The sequence below is a fragment of the Rahnella sp. PAMC25559 genome (assembly GCF_050632365.1).
GTDB classification, from domain to species: domain Bacteria; phylum Pseudomonadota; class Gammaproteobacteria; order Enterobacterales; family Enterobacteriaceae; genus Rahnella; species Rahnella rivi.
On the sequence record NZ_CP192543.1, the window covers coordinates 3,173,006 to 3,189,122 of the forward strand.

A 16,117-nucleotide genomic window follows, 5' to 3' on the forward strand; every position below is an offset into this window, starting at 1 on the left:
TCACGCTCAATCAAAGGTAGACCTTTTTTATGAATAACGTAGCGCACGGATCTGAAGAGCTAATGCCAGTTTTTGATGGACATAACGACGTTTTGCTACAACTTTGGACAGAACATCGTCAAAATCCTGAGCATGCATTCCTCCAGGGCCCGGCCAGCGGACAAATGGATCTGCCTCGCTGCCGTGAAGCAGGCTTTGCTGGCGGGCTTTTCGCCGCCTGGGTACCGACTCCTGATGTCGATCTTGCAAAGACCGTGCCCGATCGCTCGGTGGATACGCAATTTCTGCTGGAAGGTACTCAAAAACATCCCGATTTTTCTCCGACACCTTCTTTCGATTTTGCACGCGACGTCACGTTTGGCATGATGGCGTTTCTGTTGCGCATCGAAGAGCAGTCACAGGGAAAGGTGAAAATTTGTCGCACGGCGCGGGATATTCGACATTCAATCGATAACCACGCATTAGCTGTGGTTATGCATATCGAAGGCGCGGAAGCGATTGATGCCGATCTCTACAATCTCGACGTGTTGTACAGCATGGGATTGCGGTCACTGGGGCCGGTGTGGAGCCGCCCGAACATCTTCGGGCACGGTGTGCCGTTCAAATATCAGACCTCGCCGGATATCGGGCCGGGCCTGACCGATGCAGGCCTCCGCCTGATTAAAGCCTGTAATCAGAAACGCATCATGATTGACCTCTCGCATCTGAATGAAAAAGGGTTCTGGCAGGTCGCGCAACTCAGCGATGCGCCGCTGGTCGCCAGCCATTCCAATGCGTTCAGCATTTGTCCGCAATCGCGAAATCTGACCGATAAACAACTCGGCGCAATCAGGGAGAGCCAGGGTTTTGTGGGGCTGAACTTTGCTGTGCCGTTCCTGCGGGAAGATGGCAAACGCAGTGATGACACCGGCACCGAGATCATGGTGCGACACGTGGATTATCTGGTGGAACATCTGGGTGAGGACGGTGTGGGCTTTGGTTCAGATTTCGATGGTGCGTCAATGGCGCCGTTTATGTCTGACGTTGGTGGTCTGCCGGTGCTGGTGGAGGCATTAAGAAAAGCAGGGTACGGGCAGGCATTGCTCGAGAAGATTTGCTACAAAAACTGGATCAACGTGCTGGAAAGAACCTGGGGCGAGTAATGCCCCGGCATCGGCATCACGTCCGTATCGGACAATGAGGTATAAAAAAGGCAGCTATCAATAGCTGCCTTTTTGCTGTGTGCTGGCGTCAGACTTATTTGAAGAAGTCAGCGCTCACGGTCAGGTTACCACCGCTCTTGTTCTGCCACTGGCGGGTAATGTGGTAGAACTTGGCACCTTTCGCCGCAGCACGGTTCGCGACTTCCTGCGAAACATCCGTCGTGCTGTTGAAGTGCCCGGTGAAGGTAGCGGAATCAAACGGAACCATCTGTGCTGCGGTAACGTCATTCACTTCCTGAATTTTGGCACCGTTAGTCGCGGTGACAGTGTAACGTTTACCGGTAGACGTCTGGGTTTCAAAGAAACGACCCACTTCGCGGCTTGGGCTGCCTGAAGAGGCAACGCCAGGAATTTCTACTTTCTTCGCGGCTGCACCACCGGCGGCCAGTGCGGCTTTACCTGCTTCAGAATCTGCAGGAATAGCATCCGGATCCTGAACAACACGTTTCGCGGCATCTTTTTTGTAGATGAACGCGGTGATGTACTGGTTGCCGCCGCTGTTGGCATCAATCTGGCGAACGATAAAGAAGGAGTAAGCCCCTTTGTCTTTCGCTGCTTTAGTGATGGCATCATTTACGTCTGGCTGGCTGCGATAAAAACCGCTGACTGTCACGGTGTCAAAAGGCTCAAGCTGATAGGCCACATCTTTAGGCAGCTCGACCACGCCGTTGATCACACGGTAATTTGTGTTCTTGCTCACTTCTGGCGCATCTTTTTTATAGATATCTGCAACGACGCGCCAGTTGCCGCTATTGTTAGAAGAGTTGGTGTCCTGAATATAGAAATAATCCGCACCCAGTGTATCGGCGCGGCGTGATACGGCATCAGCCGCATCGCCAAGCGTGTTAAAACGCCCGGAAATAACAATGCGATCAAAGGGTTTGATGGCTGCTGCTTTCTGCGGGCTTATTTCCTGCGCGGCGTGAGCAGCAGACAGCGCAGAAACAGAAAACAGGGCCGATACGATGATCGTTTTTGTCAGCTTCATAAAAAATCCTTTCACCTTGCGCAGTAATGTTGAAACGTGCTGAATTCTTGATGTGTAACAGGTTAGCGGCCGATTATTGCATGTAACAATGCTGAGTGTCTCAGTAATTTATGGCAATTATGCGAGCGTCAACGCGGTGACACGGTTCTTTTTTTGCTGACCATAACTTATATAAGTTTAAGGAATAATCCAAGTAGTGAAATTAATGTTAATTATTCACTATTTTCTAACTTTTATGCCCACCCGGCGCGGTTCGCAAGCGTGAAGGGCAGAGTGATAGATCTGGTTTCACTGGCGGATTAAAGAGAATTAAACACGTGTTTCTCAGGGTTTGCAGCAGGTTTGCGGCCCATATCAATTTTTTTATTATTAATTACCTGACTATCGCTGCGATACGTAGATTATTGATTAGATATTCAGTAGGTTATAACCAGCCTGAAAAAATACTCTCCGGCGTTCTTCATAAGCCAGCAGGCTGGTAAATAAAATGTTATGACGATGACACAAATCATCAATGAAAAGGGTGAAGGGAATACTATGCGTATTGGTGTACCAAGAGAGCGGTTGACCAATGAAGCCAGAGTCGCAGCCACACCGAAAACGGTGGAGCAGTTGCTGAAACTCGGCTTTACGGTCGCTATCGAACAAGGTGCCGGGAAGTTAGCCAGCTTTGAGGACGCCGCTTATGAACAAGCGGGTGCGTCTGTGGTCAGCGGCGAAGAAGTGTGGCATTCAGATATCGTTTTAAAGGTGAATGCACCTGAAAACGAAGAAATCGATAAATTACAGGCAGGTACCACGCTGGTCAGCTTTATCTGGCCTGCACAGAACCCTGAGCTTATTCAGAAACTGGCTGACCGTCAGGTCACCGCCATGGCAATGGATTCCGTGCCGCGTATTTCCCGCGCACAATCTCTGGATGCCCTGAGTTCAATGGCTAACATCGCCGGTTACCGTGCGATTGTCGAAGCCGCTCACGAATTCGGTCGTTTCTTCACCGGGCAGATCACCGCCGCCGGTAAAGTGCCACCGGCCAAAGTGATGATTATCGGTGCCGGCGTGGCTGGCCTGGCTGCCATCGGCGCAGCAGGCAGTCTCGGTGCCATCGTTCGTGCTTTTGATACCCGCCCTGAAGTGAAAGAGCAGGTACAGAGCATGGGCGCAGAGTTCCTCGAACTCGATTTTGAAGAAGAAGCAGGCAGCGGCGACGGTTATGCCAAAGTCATGTCAGAAGCCTTCATCAAAGCAGAAATGGCGCTGTTTGCCGCTCAGGCTGAAGAAGTGGATATCATCGTGACCACCGCGCTGATCCCTGGCCGTCCTGCACCGAAGCTCATCACCAAAGACATGGTGGCTTCCATGAAGCCGGGCAGTGTGATCGTCGATCTGGCGGCCCAGACGGGCGGTAACTGTGAACTGACCGTGGCGGATAAAATCACCACGACAGAAAACGGTGTCAAGATCATCGGTTATACCGACTTACCCAGCCGTCTGCCGACGCAATCCTCCCAGCTTTACGGAACCAACCTGGTCAACCTGCTGAAACTGCTGTGCAAAGAGAAAAACGGTGAAATCGAGATCGATTTCGAAGATACCGTTGTTCGCGGCGTGACTGTCGTGAAAGCCGGTGAAGTGACCTGGCCTGCGCCAGCCATTCAGGTGTCTGCGCAACCTCAGGCGGCGAAAGCCGCAGAACCTGTCGCCAAAGTGGAAGCCAAACCGGCCTCTCCGTGGACCAAGTTCATCATTATGGCCGTGGCCATTGTGCTGTTTGGCTGGCTGGCGAACGTTGCGCCGAAAGAGTTCCTGTCTCACTTCACCGTATTTGCGCTGTCCTGCGTGGTGGGTTACTACGTGGTCTGGAACGTCAGCCATGCCCTGCATACACCGCTGATGTCGGTCACGAACGCCATTTCCGGGATCATCGTGGTGGGCGCAGTGCTGCAAATCGGTCACGGCGGCTGGGTCAGCTTCCTGTCCTTTATTGCCGTACTGATCGCCAGTATCAATATTTTTGGCGGATTCACCGTCACTCAGCGCATGCTGAAGATGTTTCGTAAGAATTAAGGGGTAGCATATGTCTGGGGGTTTAGTTACAGCAGCATATATTGTTGCCGCTATTCTGTTTATTTGCAGCCTTGCGGGGCTCTCTAAACATGAAACGTCAAAACAGGGGAACATCTTCGGTGTTACCGGGATGGCGATCGCGTTAATCGCGACCATTCTCGGCCCTGATTCCGGTAACGTTGGCTGGATCATCGTTGCGATGGTGATCGGTGGCGCAATCGGTGTTTATCTGGCGCGCAAAGTCGAAATGACTGAAATGCCGGAACTGGTGGCGATTCTGCACAGCTTCGTCGGTCTGGCTGCGGTTCTGGTTGGCTTCAACAGCTATCTGGATCACGGTTCAGTGCCGATGGAAGGTGTGATGGAAAACATCCATCTGACGGAGGTCTTTCTCGGTATCTTCATCGGTGCGGTGACGTTCACCGGTTCAATCGTGGCTTTTGGCAAACTGCGCGGGATTATCTCTTCCAAACCGCTGGCGTTGCCACATCGTCATAAATTGAATCTGGCTGCGCTGGTGGTGTCTTTCCTGCTGATGGTGACGTTCGTGCGTACCGAAAGCGTGGGTCTGCAAGTGCTGGCCCTGCTGATCATGACTCTCATTGCACTCTGCTTCGGCTGGCATCTGGTGTCGTCGATTGGCGGTGCGGACATGCCGGTTGTGGTGTCCATGCTGAACTCGTATTCCGGTTGGGCAGCGGCGGCGGCGGGCTTTATGCTCAGCAACGACCTGCTGATCGTGACCGGTGCGCTGGTCGGTTCCTCCGGTGCGATCCTGTCTTACATCATGTGTAAAGCGATGAACCGTTCGTTCATCAGCGTGATTGCAGGCGGCTTCGGCACAGACGGTTCATCAACCGGCAATGCGGAAGAGATGGGCGAGTATCACGAAGCGAGCGCGGAAGACGTGGCAGACATGCTGAAAAATGCCAGCTCAGTGATCATCACCCCTGGCTACGGCATGGCGGTGGCACAAGCTCAGTATCCGGTTCACGACATCACTGCGAAACTGCGTGCGAAGGGCATTAAAGTGCGTTTCGGTATTCACCCTGTTGCAGGGCGCTTGCCGGGCCACATGAACGTTCTGCTGGCAGAAGCGAAAGTGCCGTATGACATCGTGCTGGAAATGGATGAAATCAATGATGATTTCAGCGATACCGACGTGGTGCTGGTTATCGGTGCCAATGACACAGTGAACCCGGCGGCGCAGGAAGATCCGCGCAGCCCGATCGCCGGTATGCCAGTGCTGGAAGTGTGGAAAGCGCAGAACGTGATCGTGTTCAAACGTTCCATGAACACCGGTTATGCCGGCGTACAGAACCCGCTGTTCTTCAAAGAAAATACGCAGATGCTGTTTGGCGATGCAAAAGAAAGCGTTGAGAAGATTCTTCGCGCGCTCTGATAGTTATCAGTTCTATCGTTAACAGTAATGAAAAAGGCCAGTCAGATGACTGGCCTTTATTTTTTTGTGGAACCCCGGCGGCTCTGACGTTACTCGTCGTCGTCCTCTTCATCATCGTCCTGCGTGATCGGGCATTCGAAATCATCAGGTTTAATCGCCAGCAAATCGCACTTAAGATGGTCGATCACCTGTTCAGTGGTATTACCGAGAAAGGCGGCTGACAGACCGGTACGGCCAATCGCGCCTAACACCACCACACCGGCTTGCAAATGTTCAGCCAAATCGGGGATCACTTCTTCCGGCAGGCCTTTTTCTACGTGAGTGAATTTTTCATCGATCTGGAATTTCTGCCGTAACGCTTTCATGGCAATCAGATGCTGACCACGGATGGCGTCGTTGTAAACGCTGGGATCAAAGTCCGGCAGTTCAATGGCGATATTGATCGGTGTGACAGGGTACGCGCCGACCAGATGGACTTCCGTCTGATTAACGTGAGAGGCCAGTTCGATACTTTCTTTCACCAGTTTGATATTAAGCGGATCGTGGTAGGGCTCTTCGCTGGAAAGGTTCACCGCGACGACGGCTTTACCGCCTTCTGGCCACGGCTGGTCTTTCACCATCCACACCGGACACGGGCACTTACGCAGCAAATTCCAGTCAGTAGGGGTGAAGATAACGGATTCGAGGCGGTCGTGCTGATGGGCCATTTTTAACAGCAGGTCGTGCTGAGCAGAAATGACTTCCTGAATAATCGCTTCAAAGGGTTTGTTATGCCAGACCACTTTAACTTCAATCTGGATACCGGCCTCAATATAGTAGCGGCACTGCTCTTTAATCCATTCCGCCCGCTCGTTGATCACACTTTGTCGCATGCTCGTCCGTTCATCAGGCGACAGCATGGTGGTCATCTCATAGGAGAAATCATAAATAGACAGGAAAGCTTTGATCCGTCCACCGTTACGCTGCACCAGATAAACGGCGCGTCGCAGTGCGGGTTGATCATCCTGATTGGGGTCTATAGCAACGAGTAAATTCTGATACTTAGCCATGGGGACTCCTTAACACCTGTGAGAGAACAGCATTTCACTGTATTAAGTACAGAGTAAACCAAGATTAAGCAATCGGACAGCGGAGAAATTGAGTCGGATCAACAAATTATTCACTGATGATCCGACACAAAAATTTAAGCAGAGACGGGAGCAGACTGACCGGCTAATTGAGAAAGCATTTCATGATTCTCAATGGTGATGTATTTCCCTTTCACACTCAGCATTTCTGATTTCTGGAAACGGCCTAACAAGCGGCTGATGGTTTCCACGGTCAGGCCGAGGTAGTTACCGATGTCGCCACGGGTCATGGTCAGGCGGAATTCACGCTGAGAGAAACCACGCTGTGCGAAACGGCGGGAAAGGTTGTAGATGAAGGCAGCCAGACGTTCTTCGGCATTTTTCTTCGACAACAGCAGGATCATATCCTGGTCGCCTTTGATCTCACCGCTCATCAGACGCATCATTTGCTGACGCAGATTCGGCATTTTCCCGGAGAGATCATCAAGTGTCTCAAACGGGATTTCACACACCATGGAAGTTTCCAGAGCCTGTGCGAAACTCGGGTGCTGCAAACCGCCGATCGCATCAAAGCCGACTAAATCACCCGCCAGATGGAAACCGGTGATTTGCTCGTCACCTTGTTCGGTGATGGTGTAGCTCTTGATGGTGCCGGAACGGATGGCGTAAAGGGATTTCAATTCATCGCCAGCTTTGAACAGTGCCTGGCCTTTTTGAATCGGTTTTTTCCTTTCGATGATGTTGTCGAGCTGGTCGAGTTCATGCTCGTTCAGCGTGAAAGGAATGCAAAGCTGACTAATGCTACAGTCCTGACAATGGATCGCACAGCCACCAGATTGGATACGTCGAATAATACGCTTTTCCGGGATCATAAGAGTCACTTAGGCAATATTGATATGGGTCAATTTTAACATCTTTTGCGGCGAGTGATAAGTAGCAGAATGGGGCTAAAAGGGCGAAATGTTAAAAAACCACGATTTTTAACGGGTTTTTTTTCTAATTGTTTTGATCTGAACGAGGTATTTCGACGAATTGAGAATCAATGAGATTTAGATGTGGGTCAATTTATTCATAAAAATTATATAATTTTTTTAAGAATAATTTGTTTGAATCTAAACAAACCCATCTCAGAGTTATCTGCAGGCCGTTTTTTGATTATCTGCGTCTTAACTTAATCTTTAAGAATACTGACAAATGCGCACGGATTATGCCATAAATCCGGCTACCCGGCGATTATTGCGCACCCCCGATTGTTTGTTTAGTTCGCGAATAAAGCCGAGGATTTGAAAGCAAAAAACGCTGCCAGGGCAGCGTTGAGATTTTGGTTTTTTATTGAAGCAAGGGCGGTTACACGTCACCTTCGTTATCTTTTTCCACCGCTTCATGAAGGCGATCCAGCATATCGGGAAACGCCGACTGCACGCGACTCCAGCTTGGGATAAAGGGTTTTTCACTCGGCGTATCCACAAACGCCTGACCGGCTTCAATAATGGCGCCGGAGAACAACTCCACGGCGGATTCCTCGCTGTGCCGGTCGAAAGACAAACCGTTCATGCGCGCGTCATTCTCAAACCCGTCAATCATATCCAGCGCATTGCGATAGTAGGTGGCTTTCAGAATGCGGAAAGACTCACTGGTGATATTCACGCCCAGGATCGCCATCTTACGATACAGCGCTTTAGTGATGTCGATGCTCATACGCTGCAAACCGTTAGTGGCATCATCTTCTGACATCGGCTGATGTTTATGATCGTAATTATCGGCGATATCCACCTGGCAGATGCGTCGGGTCGCCGTATTGCGGTGCAGTTCGGAAAGCACGCCAATCTCCAGCCCCCAGTCACTCGGGATACGCAGATCATTGAGAACGTGAGTACGCATGGCGAATTCGCCGGAAAGCGGATAACGGAAAGTGCGCAGATACTCAAGGAAATCGGAGTGGCCGTAGACAATTTGCAGGGATTTCAGCAGAGGAAACACCAGCAGGCGGCCAACGCGGCCATTGAATTTCCCGTCTGCCACACGGGCGTAATAGCCTTTACAGAAATCATAATGGAAATTAGGGTTTGCCACCGGGTACATCAGGCGCGCCAGCATATCGCGGCTGTAGGTGACAATGTCACAATCATGCAGCCCGACGACCGAGGTGCGCCGCGAGGCCAGCGTATATCCGACGCAAAACCAGACGTTGCGGCCTTTACCCGGTTCCATTGGCGAAAGATTTTCTTTTTTAAGCTCTTCATCCAGCGCTTTCAGACGCGGGCCATCGTTCCATAAAATACGGTGGCGCTGTGGCAGCCGGGAGAAAAATTCGCGGGCAAATAAAAACTGATCGCGGTCTGCGCGATCCAGACCAATAACAATTTCTTCCAGATAGGGGACTTTTGTCAGCTCATCGACAATTTTGGTCAGCGCCGGACCTTCAAGTTCTGAAAATAATGAAGGCAATATTAACCCCATTGAGCGGCGTCCCGAAAAAACCTGTAAATCGTATTCCAGTTCTTCCACTTTTCGGTTGGTCAAATTATGGAAATTAGTAATCACACCATCCTGATAAAAATCACTCATACGATATTCTCCAATTTTAGAATTGATAAAATTATTGGAAACAAACAATTATCTGAAACGCACTCCCGCGACACTCTTTCCCTTATTTTTCATTTAGCATTTCCCGCTGGCGGGACGAAATAAAATGATCTAAACCCTGAACCCAGCCGTGCGGGCCAAATTCCGTGGTGCGATAAACCTGCGCGGGGTGATGACGGCTCAGCGGCATCTCGTGGTGGTGATGGCCTTTAATGACCACGGCGTGATCGACCACTTCCAGCATCGAGAGATCGTTAGGCCCGTCCCCCAGCCCGATACTGATCGCCGGTTTACCGCGCTGGCGCTGATACTCAGCGGAAAGCCATTGCACCGCCGGGCCTTTCCCCGCATCAACGCCCATCACGTGCCAGAAACGTCCGCCACGCGTCAGCGCCAGCCCTTCACGGGTGAGACATTTTTTGAAATGTGCGAAATCCAGATCGTTACCAAACCAGATCAGGGGTTCGGAAGCTTCACGCAGCATCGCCAGCGCAGCATCCGCTTCGGAAAGTCCGGTCCAGAGGGCGACCTGCTTTGGCGTGACATCCCCGAAACCGCGAAATTCAAAATCGTAGCGGTGGCGTAATTCCTCCAGGGTGCGGCGAATATCCGCATAGCGCGCACCCATCATCTGACCCTGACCTCGCCAGTCTGGGGGAAGATGGATCATGGCACCGTTTTCAGCAATAAAAGGGAGATGCGTCAGCTGGAGATCTGACTGCAATGCCGCCACTTCGGCGGACGTTTTACTGGTGGTCAGGATCAGCGGTATCTGCGCCGCGGCAAGCCTGTCCAGCCAGGGCTTCGCCGGTTGCCAGCTGTAATCATGGTGGTCCAGCAGCGAACCATCGAGGTCAGTAAAAATAATTAAGGGATCATCAAGGTACGGCATTCTTTCTCCTCAATTTTGTGGCAGAACAGACGTGCATTTTTGTTAACCCACTTCTGCTCCAGCAGCTAAGTATAGATTCAAAAATGATTTTTATGACTTGGCTAACCATTTCAGGATTATTTACCGGCAAGGGTAACGGGCAAGATCGGAGCCGCAGACGGCTTTACCCGCAGGCGGTTTATGCGGATAATTTACGTCAGTTCCACTGCAGTTTAGATATCATCCTTTACCATTGCGTTTTCTTTTTTTGCCCGGTTTCGGGCAGTCAGACGAGTCTTTCCTCATGTCTTTAACACCGGTTTTAACGCGCACCGCCTTTGTGCTTTGCGCCGTCAGTTTGTTATCTGCCTGCGATGGCAGCTCCACCGCGCAGGAGAGTGCGCTGGTCATTGAAGGTAAAACCATGGGCACGTTTTATCGTGTCAGTCTTGCGGGCGTGGATAAAAACCGGGAAGCGGCGCTGCGGGAGCAAATTGAAGCGCAGCTCAAAGAGGACGACCATCAGTTATCGACTTACAAAGAGGATTCGGTGCTGTCGCGTTTCAATCAGTATCAGGGCAACGTGCCCCAGCCGATCAGTGCCGGGATGGCTGACGCGATCGTCACCTCAATGCGTATCGGCACCTTAACCGGTGGTGCGATGGACATCACCGTCGGCCCGCTGGTCAATTTGTGGGGATTTGGCCCGGACAAACAGCCGGTGAAAACGCCGACGCCGGAACAGATCGCCGCAGCGCGTCAGCGTATCGGGTTACAGCATCTGAAAGTGATCCAGCAAAATGACGGGCAGTATCTGCAAAAAGACTTGCCGGGCATGTACGTTGATCTCTCTACGGTCGGCGAAGGTTACGCGACCGATCATCTGGCGCGGCTGGTTGAGGGCAACGGCATCAGCAATTATCTGGTGTCGGTGGGCGGCGCGGTGGTGTCCCGCGGACATAATGCGCAGGGAAATCCGTGGCAGGTGGCAATTCAGAAACCAACGGACAAAGAAACTGCGGTGCAGGCGATTGTTGATTTGCAGGGCATGGGCATCAGTACCTCCGGCAGTTATCGCAATTATTACGAGCTGAACGGCAAACGTCTTTCGCACATCATCGATCCGGCCACCGGTTCGCCAATCACCCATAAGCTGGTATCGGCGACGGTGATCGCCCCGACCGCGCTGGAAGCCGACGGCTGGGACACCGGTCTGATGGTGCTTGGTACGAAGAAAGCGCTGGCGCTGGCAGAACAGCAACATCTTGCGGTGTATCTGATCACAAAAGAGGGCGACACCTTCAAAAGCTATATGTCGCCGCAGTTCAAAGCCTATCTGAAAGATCCGCAGTAAGCGTTATCGTCTTAAAGCGTGCCGTGCATTTTTTCACTGAGATAAGCGAGAAATGCACGCAGCGAGGAAGACGCTGCTTCAAATCCTCAATGCCTGAAGCAGCGCCGTGGTTCAGTGTTTCACGGTACTGATCAGTTCAAACAGCACCACCGTGCGCGAAGTACAAATGTACTCGCGTCCGAAATCGAAATTATGCTCGTTTACATCATCTGGCTGGAAGGTATCGAAAATATGCCGCCAGCTCTCGCCGTGCGCCACCGAAGGCAACACAAACATCACGTCTTTGTGAGACGCGTTAAACAGCAGCAGCACGGTACTCAGGGAACCGTGACGCAGCAGGCCGGTGGGCTGGGCGCGGCCATCGAGCAGCATGGCGATGCATTTTGCGTGTGGATCTTTCCAGGCGGCATCGGTCATTTCCGGCCCCTGTGGCTGGAACCAGCTCACGTCTTTGACGTCGAGCTTTTCATGGATCGCACCGGTCAGAAAGCGCCCGCGATGTAAAATCGGGAATCGCTTGCGCAGGGCGATCAGCCGGTAGGTGAACAGCAGCAGGGACTGGCCTTTATCGCCGATGTTCCAGTTAACCCAGGCAATCTCGGTGTCCTGACAATAGGCATTGTTATTGCCGTTTTGCGAACGGGCAAACTCATCACCGGCCAGCAGCATCGGGGTGCCTTGTGAGAACAACAGCGTCGCCAGCATATTGCGCATCTGGCGCAGGCGAAGTTCGCTGATCTCCGGATCGTCGGTCGGGCCTTCCACGCCATAGTTAGCAGAAATGTTGTTATCGCTGCCGTCTTTGCCGTTCTCCCCGTTGGCTTCGTTGTGTTTCTTCTCGTACGACACCCAGTCGTTGAGCGTGAAGCCGTCGTGCGCGGTAATAAAGTTGACTGACGCGTAAGGCTTACGGCCGCGATGATTGAACAGATCGGCAGAACCGGAAAGCCGCGTGGCGAACTGCGCCAGCTGGCCTTCGTCACCGCGCCAGAATTTACGCACTGTATCGCGGAAACGGTCATTCCACTCCATCCAGCCTGGCGGAAAACCGCCGACCTGATAACCGCCGGGGCCGCAATCCCAGGGTTCAGCAATCAGTTTACACTGGCTGAGGATCGGGTCCTGACGGCAGGTATCGAGAAAACCGCAGCCTTCATCAAAACCATAGCTTTCACGCCCGAGAATGGTCGCCAGGTCGAAGCGGAACCCATCCACCTGCATTTCTGTCGCCCAGTAGCGCAGTGAATCCGTGACCATCTGCAACACGCGCGGGTGGCTGAGATTGAGCGTATTGCCGGTGCCGGTATCATTGATGTAATAGCGTTTATTGTCCGGCATCAGCCGGTAATAACTGGCGTTGTCGATGCCTTTGAAGGACAGCGTCGGGCCGAGCTCATTACCTTCCGCCGTATGGTTGTAGACCACGTCCAGAATCACTTCGATACCCGCCGCGTGGAAAGTGGCGATCATCTGCTTGAATTCATTGACGGTGTGCGTCGCCATATATTGCGGATGCGGGGCAAAGAAGCTCAGCGTGTTATAGCCCCAGAAGTTATGCAGACCTTTATCCTGCAGGTGCCGGTCATCGGTGAAGGCGTGGATCGGCATCAGTTCAACGGACGTTACCCCCAGCGAGCGGATGTACTCGACGATGTGCGGGGTGCTCATCCCGGAAAATGTGCCGCGCAGATGCTCCGGCACCGCCGGATGGCGCATGGTGTAACCGCGCAAATGCGTTTCATAAATCAGCGTTTTTTCCCACGGAATATGCTTTTTACGCGAGCGCGCCCAGGAGAATGCGGGGTCAATCACCCGGCATTTTGGCAGGAAAGGGGCGCTGTCCGTATTGTCGAGGTGCAAATCCTTCTTGTCGCTTTGCATGTCATAGGCGAACAGGGCGTCATCCCATTTCAGGTCGCCGACAATTTGTTTGGCGTACGGGTCGAGCAGAAGTTTGGCCGGGTTAAACCGGTGGCCGTCGTGTGGTGCATAAGGCCCATGCACGCGATAGGCGTAAAGCAGGCCGGGGCGGGCATCCGGCAGATAGCCATGCCAGACTTCATCGGTATATTCCGGCAGTTCAATGACGTCGTATTGCTCTCCTTCATCATTAAACAGGCACAGTTCCACTTTGGTGGCATTGGCGGAGAACAAGGCGAAGTTCACCCCCAGGCCGTCCCAGGTTGCGCCGAGCGGAACCGGTAATCCTTCGCGCACGCGGGTGGTATGGCCGGAATCAAAGCTTCGGACGATTTCACCGTCGCTGTAAGGATGCATGATGCGCACGCCCAGCTCATCAACAGCGATGTTGACCTGAGCATTGGAGGGTACGCTGCGGACTTCTTCCGTGGTGGCCGTCGGTTGGGTGACTTTGCCGGATCGAGGTTTTGCCATTCGTTTCACACTCCTGAGCAGGTCAGTCAGAATAAATCCTGAAAAATTGAGCGAAAAATATCCGCAGCTCAAGGGGCTGCTTGTCTGTTGCTACCAAACCAGTGTAGTTGCACTTGCGGCATTTCCCCCACCGGTGGCCGATTAACCGCAAAATCAGTGACCGCGGCGTGACAAAAAAGAGAGGCATCACGTCCTGCGCGCAAGCATCAGCGTGCGGCAAACATTCCTGATTGAGGTTTTTTTGCCTCTCACCGGCAATCACTTACAGAGGCTTTACTGACTGATATTAAAGCCTTCATTTCTCACGAAAATTTTTGATGAAGTGTGATTTTCTCTTTTGAAATCAGGCTCCGATACTGGCCTCAGAGAAAGCAGCGGTGAGCGATGAGACAACGAATTTTACCCCGCGCCTGCCGTTTGCTTTCCGTCACTTACCCCCATCTTCATTAATAATCGGAGTTATGATTTATGAGCACCACCAAACAAAAATATATGGTTTCTGCTGCATGGGAAAATGCAGATGATGTCTGGTCATCGGCATGTTTCATTGACGTATTTAATATGACGGACACCGATCTGGCGTCCGGAAAAGTAGAATTCACCATCGACAATACACAGAGCGCTTCGGCAAACCAAAATTTCGAATTTGAAACCTGGAGCAGCCCGATCAAAGGCAAGCTGATTGACGATTGCAGCGTGATCCCGGCGGGCGGCAAGGGCCGTTTTGCTATCATGATTGGCTGTAATACCGGTGTCAGCATCGGTAATCTGCCGCGCAGTTTTAAAGTGAACGGCGAAGCTGCCGATCTGGTGGCGGATACTCAGGCGCCGACGGTGCCGGCTGACGTGAAAGCCGTCGCCGCCGGGGCTGTTACCCTGAGCCTGGTCTGGACGCCTTCTACGGATAACGTGATGGTCAGCGGTTACGAAGTCACTTATACCGATACCAAAACCAAAGTCGCCAAAACGCAAAAAACCACCAGCAGCTCCATCACCCTGGGCGGCCTGACCGCGCAAACGGCTTACAGTGTTCAGGTTCGTGCTTACGATCTGGCCGGTAACTTCTCGGCGAAATCCTCTGTACTGAATGTCACCACGGATAAAACGCTGCCGGATGCGGGAGATTACTCCTTCAACCACGCTCCGTTTATGGATTTCACCGGCTGGCCAACGCCGCGTCCGAGCGTTTTCGGCAAAGACTCCGGCCTGAAAGCTTACACGCTGGGCTTTATCACGGCTGCCGACATGAATGCCGGTGAGGGTACGCCAAATTACCGTCCTTGCTGGGGCGGCCTGGTCACCATCACCGATGGTAATGTCTCTGATTACGGTCAGGAATTTACCGGTGATGCCACTGTGTCTGATTACGGCAAAGCAGATATCGCTGCATTCCGCGCCGCAGGTGGCGATGTCGCGATTTCCTTCGGCGGGGCGAACTCCAACTTCCTCGAAGAGCACATCACGGATGTCGGTGCACTGGCTGAACTCTATCAGGGCGTGCTGGATAACTATGCCGTGACGCATATCGATTTCGATATCGAAGGCGGCGCGTTACAGCAGACTGAAATGCTCAAACGCCTGCTGGCAACCATGGCGGTGGTGCAGAAAAACAATCCGCAGTTGCAGATTGCGTTCACGCTGCCGGTAGACGGGCAGACGTCTGATGATTCACAGGGCCTGACGTCGTTCGGTATTGATTTCGTCCGGATGGTGCATGAAAACGGGATTTCTCCGTCCCTGTTCAACGCCATGTCGATGGACTTCGGCGACGTGGCACCGCCACCGGATATGTATACCGGCGTGGAAATGTCGATGCTGGCAATGCACCGTCAGATCAAAACCGTGTTCACCGAATGGTCGGATGCCAAACTGTGGCGTCGCATTGGTGTCACCCCGATGTTTGGCATTAACGACACCGGCCCGAGCTTCACTGTCGATCACATGAAAAAGCTGATCACGCTGGCGAAGAAATACAACTTTGGCACCATCTCCGGCTGGGATGCGACCCGCGATTACAACCAGGGGCTGGAAATGTGCCATACCAGCGATCACAACAACCTGTATCAATGTACTTATGAAGGCACCGAGTCTTACGCCTACAGCAAGATCATTGCCACGTATCAACATAAGGCGGTCTAATCCGCCAGTCAGGTCAGAGGTCAGTCATTTTTTCTGTGCAGTGTAAC

General features: G+C 52.3%; 11 protein-coding genes. 5 read left to right on the forward strand and 6 right to left on the reverse strand.

Features of this window, described 5'->3' with window-relative positions; genetic code table 11:
• Positions 1-29 precede the first annotated feature (29 nt).
• Positions 30-1,142: a dipeptidase gene (locus ACQZQY_RS15870; RefSeq protein ID WP_431295982.1), complete on the forward strand. Its 1,113-nt coding sequence runs from the start codon at positions 30-32 to the stop codon at positions 1,140-1,142.
• A gap of 94 nt (positions 1,143-1,236) precedes the next feature.
• Here the strand turns inward: ACQZQY_RS15870 and ydgH are convergent, their stop codons facing one another.
• Positions 1,237-2,190, reverse strand: a complete 954-nt coding sequence (gene ydgH / locus ACQZQY_RS15875; protein ID WP_056770662.1) for a DUF1471 family protein YdgH — start codon at positions 2,188-2,190, stop codon at positions 1,237-1,239.
• A 537-nt stretch (positions 2,191-2,727) separates the two neighbouring features.
• Between ydgH and pntA the strand changes: the two genes are divergently transcribed.
• Both pntA and pntB read left to right on the forward strand, forming a co-directional pair.
• Entirely contained in the window at positions 2,728-4,257 is a 1,530-nt protein-coding gene (gene pntA, locus ACQZQY_RS15880) for a Re/Si-specific NAD(P)(+) transhydrogenase subunit alpha (RefSeq protein WP_414071831.1), read from the forward strand.
• Between the two features lie 10 nt (positions 4,258-4,267).
• Positions 4,268-5,659 (forward strand): Re/Si-specific NAD(P)(+) transhydrogenase subunit beta, encoded by a 1,392-nt coding sequence (gene pntB / locus ACQZQY_RS15885; RefSeq protein WP_431295983.1) that lies wholly within the window; start codon positions 4,268-4,270, stop codon positions 5,657-5,659.
• 89 nt (positions 5,660-5,748) lie between these two features.
• Here the strand turns inward: pntB and uspE are convergent, their stop codons facing one another.
• From uspE to ACQZQY_RS15905, 4 genes are all read right to left on the reverse strand, one after another.
• Entirely contained in the window at positions 5,749-6,708 is a 960-nt protein-coding gene (uspE, locus tag ACQZQY_RS15890) for a universal stress protein UspE (protein WP_056770655.1), read from the reverse strand.
• A 134-nt stretch (positions 6,709-6,842) separates the two neighbouring features.
• Positions 6,843-7,598 carry an FNR family transcription factor gene (locus tag ACQZQY_RS15895; protein ID WP_013575564.1) on the reverse strand — a complete coding sequence of 252 codons (756 nt, stop codon included), beginning with the start codon at positions 7,596-7,598 and terminating at the stop codon, positions 6,843-6,845.
• A 475-nt stretch (positions 7,599-8,073) separates the two neighbouring features.
• Complete coding sequence (locus ACQZQY_RS15900; protein WP_056770652.1) at positions 8,074-9,294, reverse strand: hypothetical protein; 1,221 nt, start codon at positions 9,292-9,294, stop codon at positions 8,074-8,076.
• Positions 9,295-9,376: 82 nt separating this feature from the next.
• Positions 9,377-10,204, reverse strand: coding sequence for a mannosyl-3-phosphoglycerate phosphatase-related protein (locus ACQZQY_RS15905; protein WP_431295984.1), 828 nt, complete (start codon positions 10,202-10,204; stop codon positions 9,377-9,379).
• A gap of 283 nt (positions 10,205-10,487) precedes the next feature.
• Between ACQZQY_RS15905 and apbE the strand changes: the two genes are divergently transcribed.
• The gene (apbE, locus tag ACQZQY_RS15910) at positions 10,488-11,537 is read left to right on the forward strand and encodes an FAD:protein FMN transferase ApbE (RefSeq protein ID WP_183847080.1); all 1,050 of its coding nucleotides are present in this window, start codon (positions 10,488-10,490) and stop codon (positions 11,535-11,537) included.
• 111 nt (positions 11,538-11,648) lie between these two features.
• On the opposite strand, the gene glgX is transcribed toward apbE, so the two are convergent.
• Complete coding sequence (gene glgX, locus ACQZQY_RS15915; RefSeq protein WP_431295985.1) at positions 11,649-13,931, reverse strand: glycogen debranching protein GlgX; 2,283 nt, start codon at positions 13,929-13,931, stop codon at positions 11,649-11,651.
• 468 nt (positions 13,932-14,399) lie between these two features.
• Between glgX and ACQZQY_RS15920 the strand changes: the two genes are divergently transcribed.
• Entirely contained in the window at positions 14,400-16,070 is a 1,671-nt protein-coding gene (locus ACQZQY_RS15920; RefSeq protein ID WP_390975548.1) for a fibronectin type III domain-containing protein, read from the forward strand.
• The last annotated feature ends 47 nt before the right edge of the window (positions 16,071-16,117 follow it).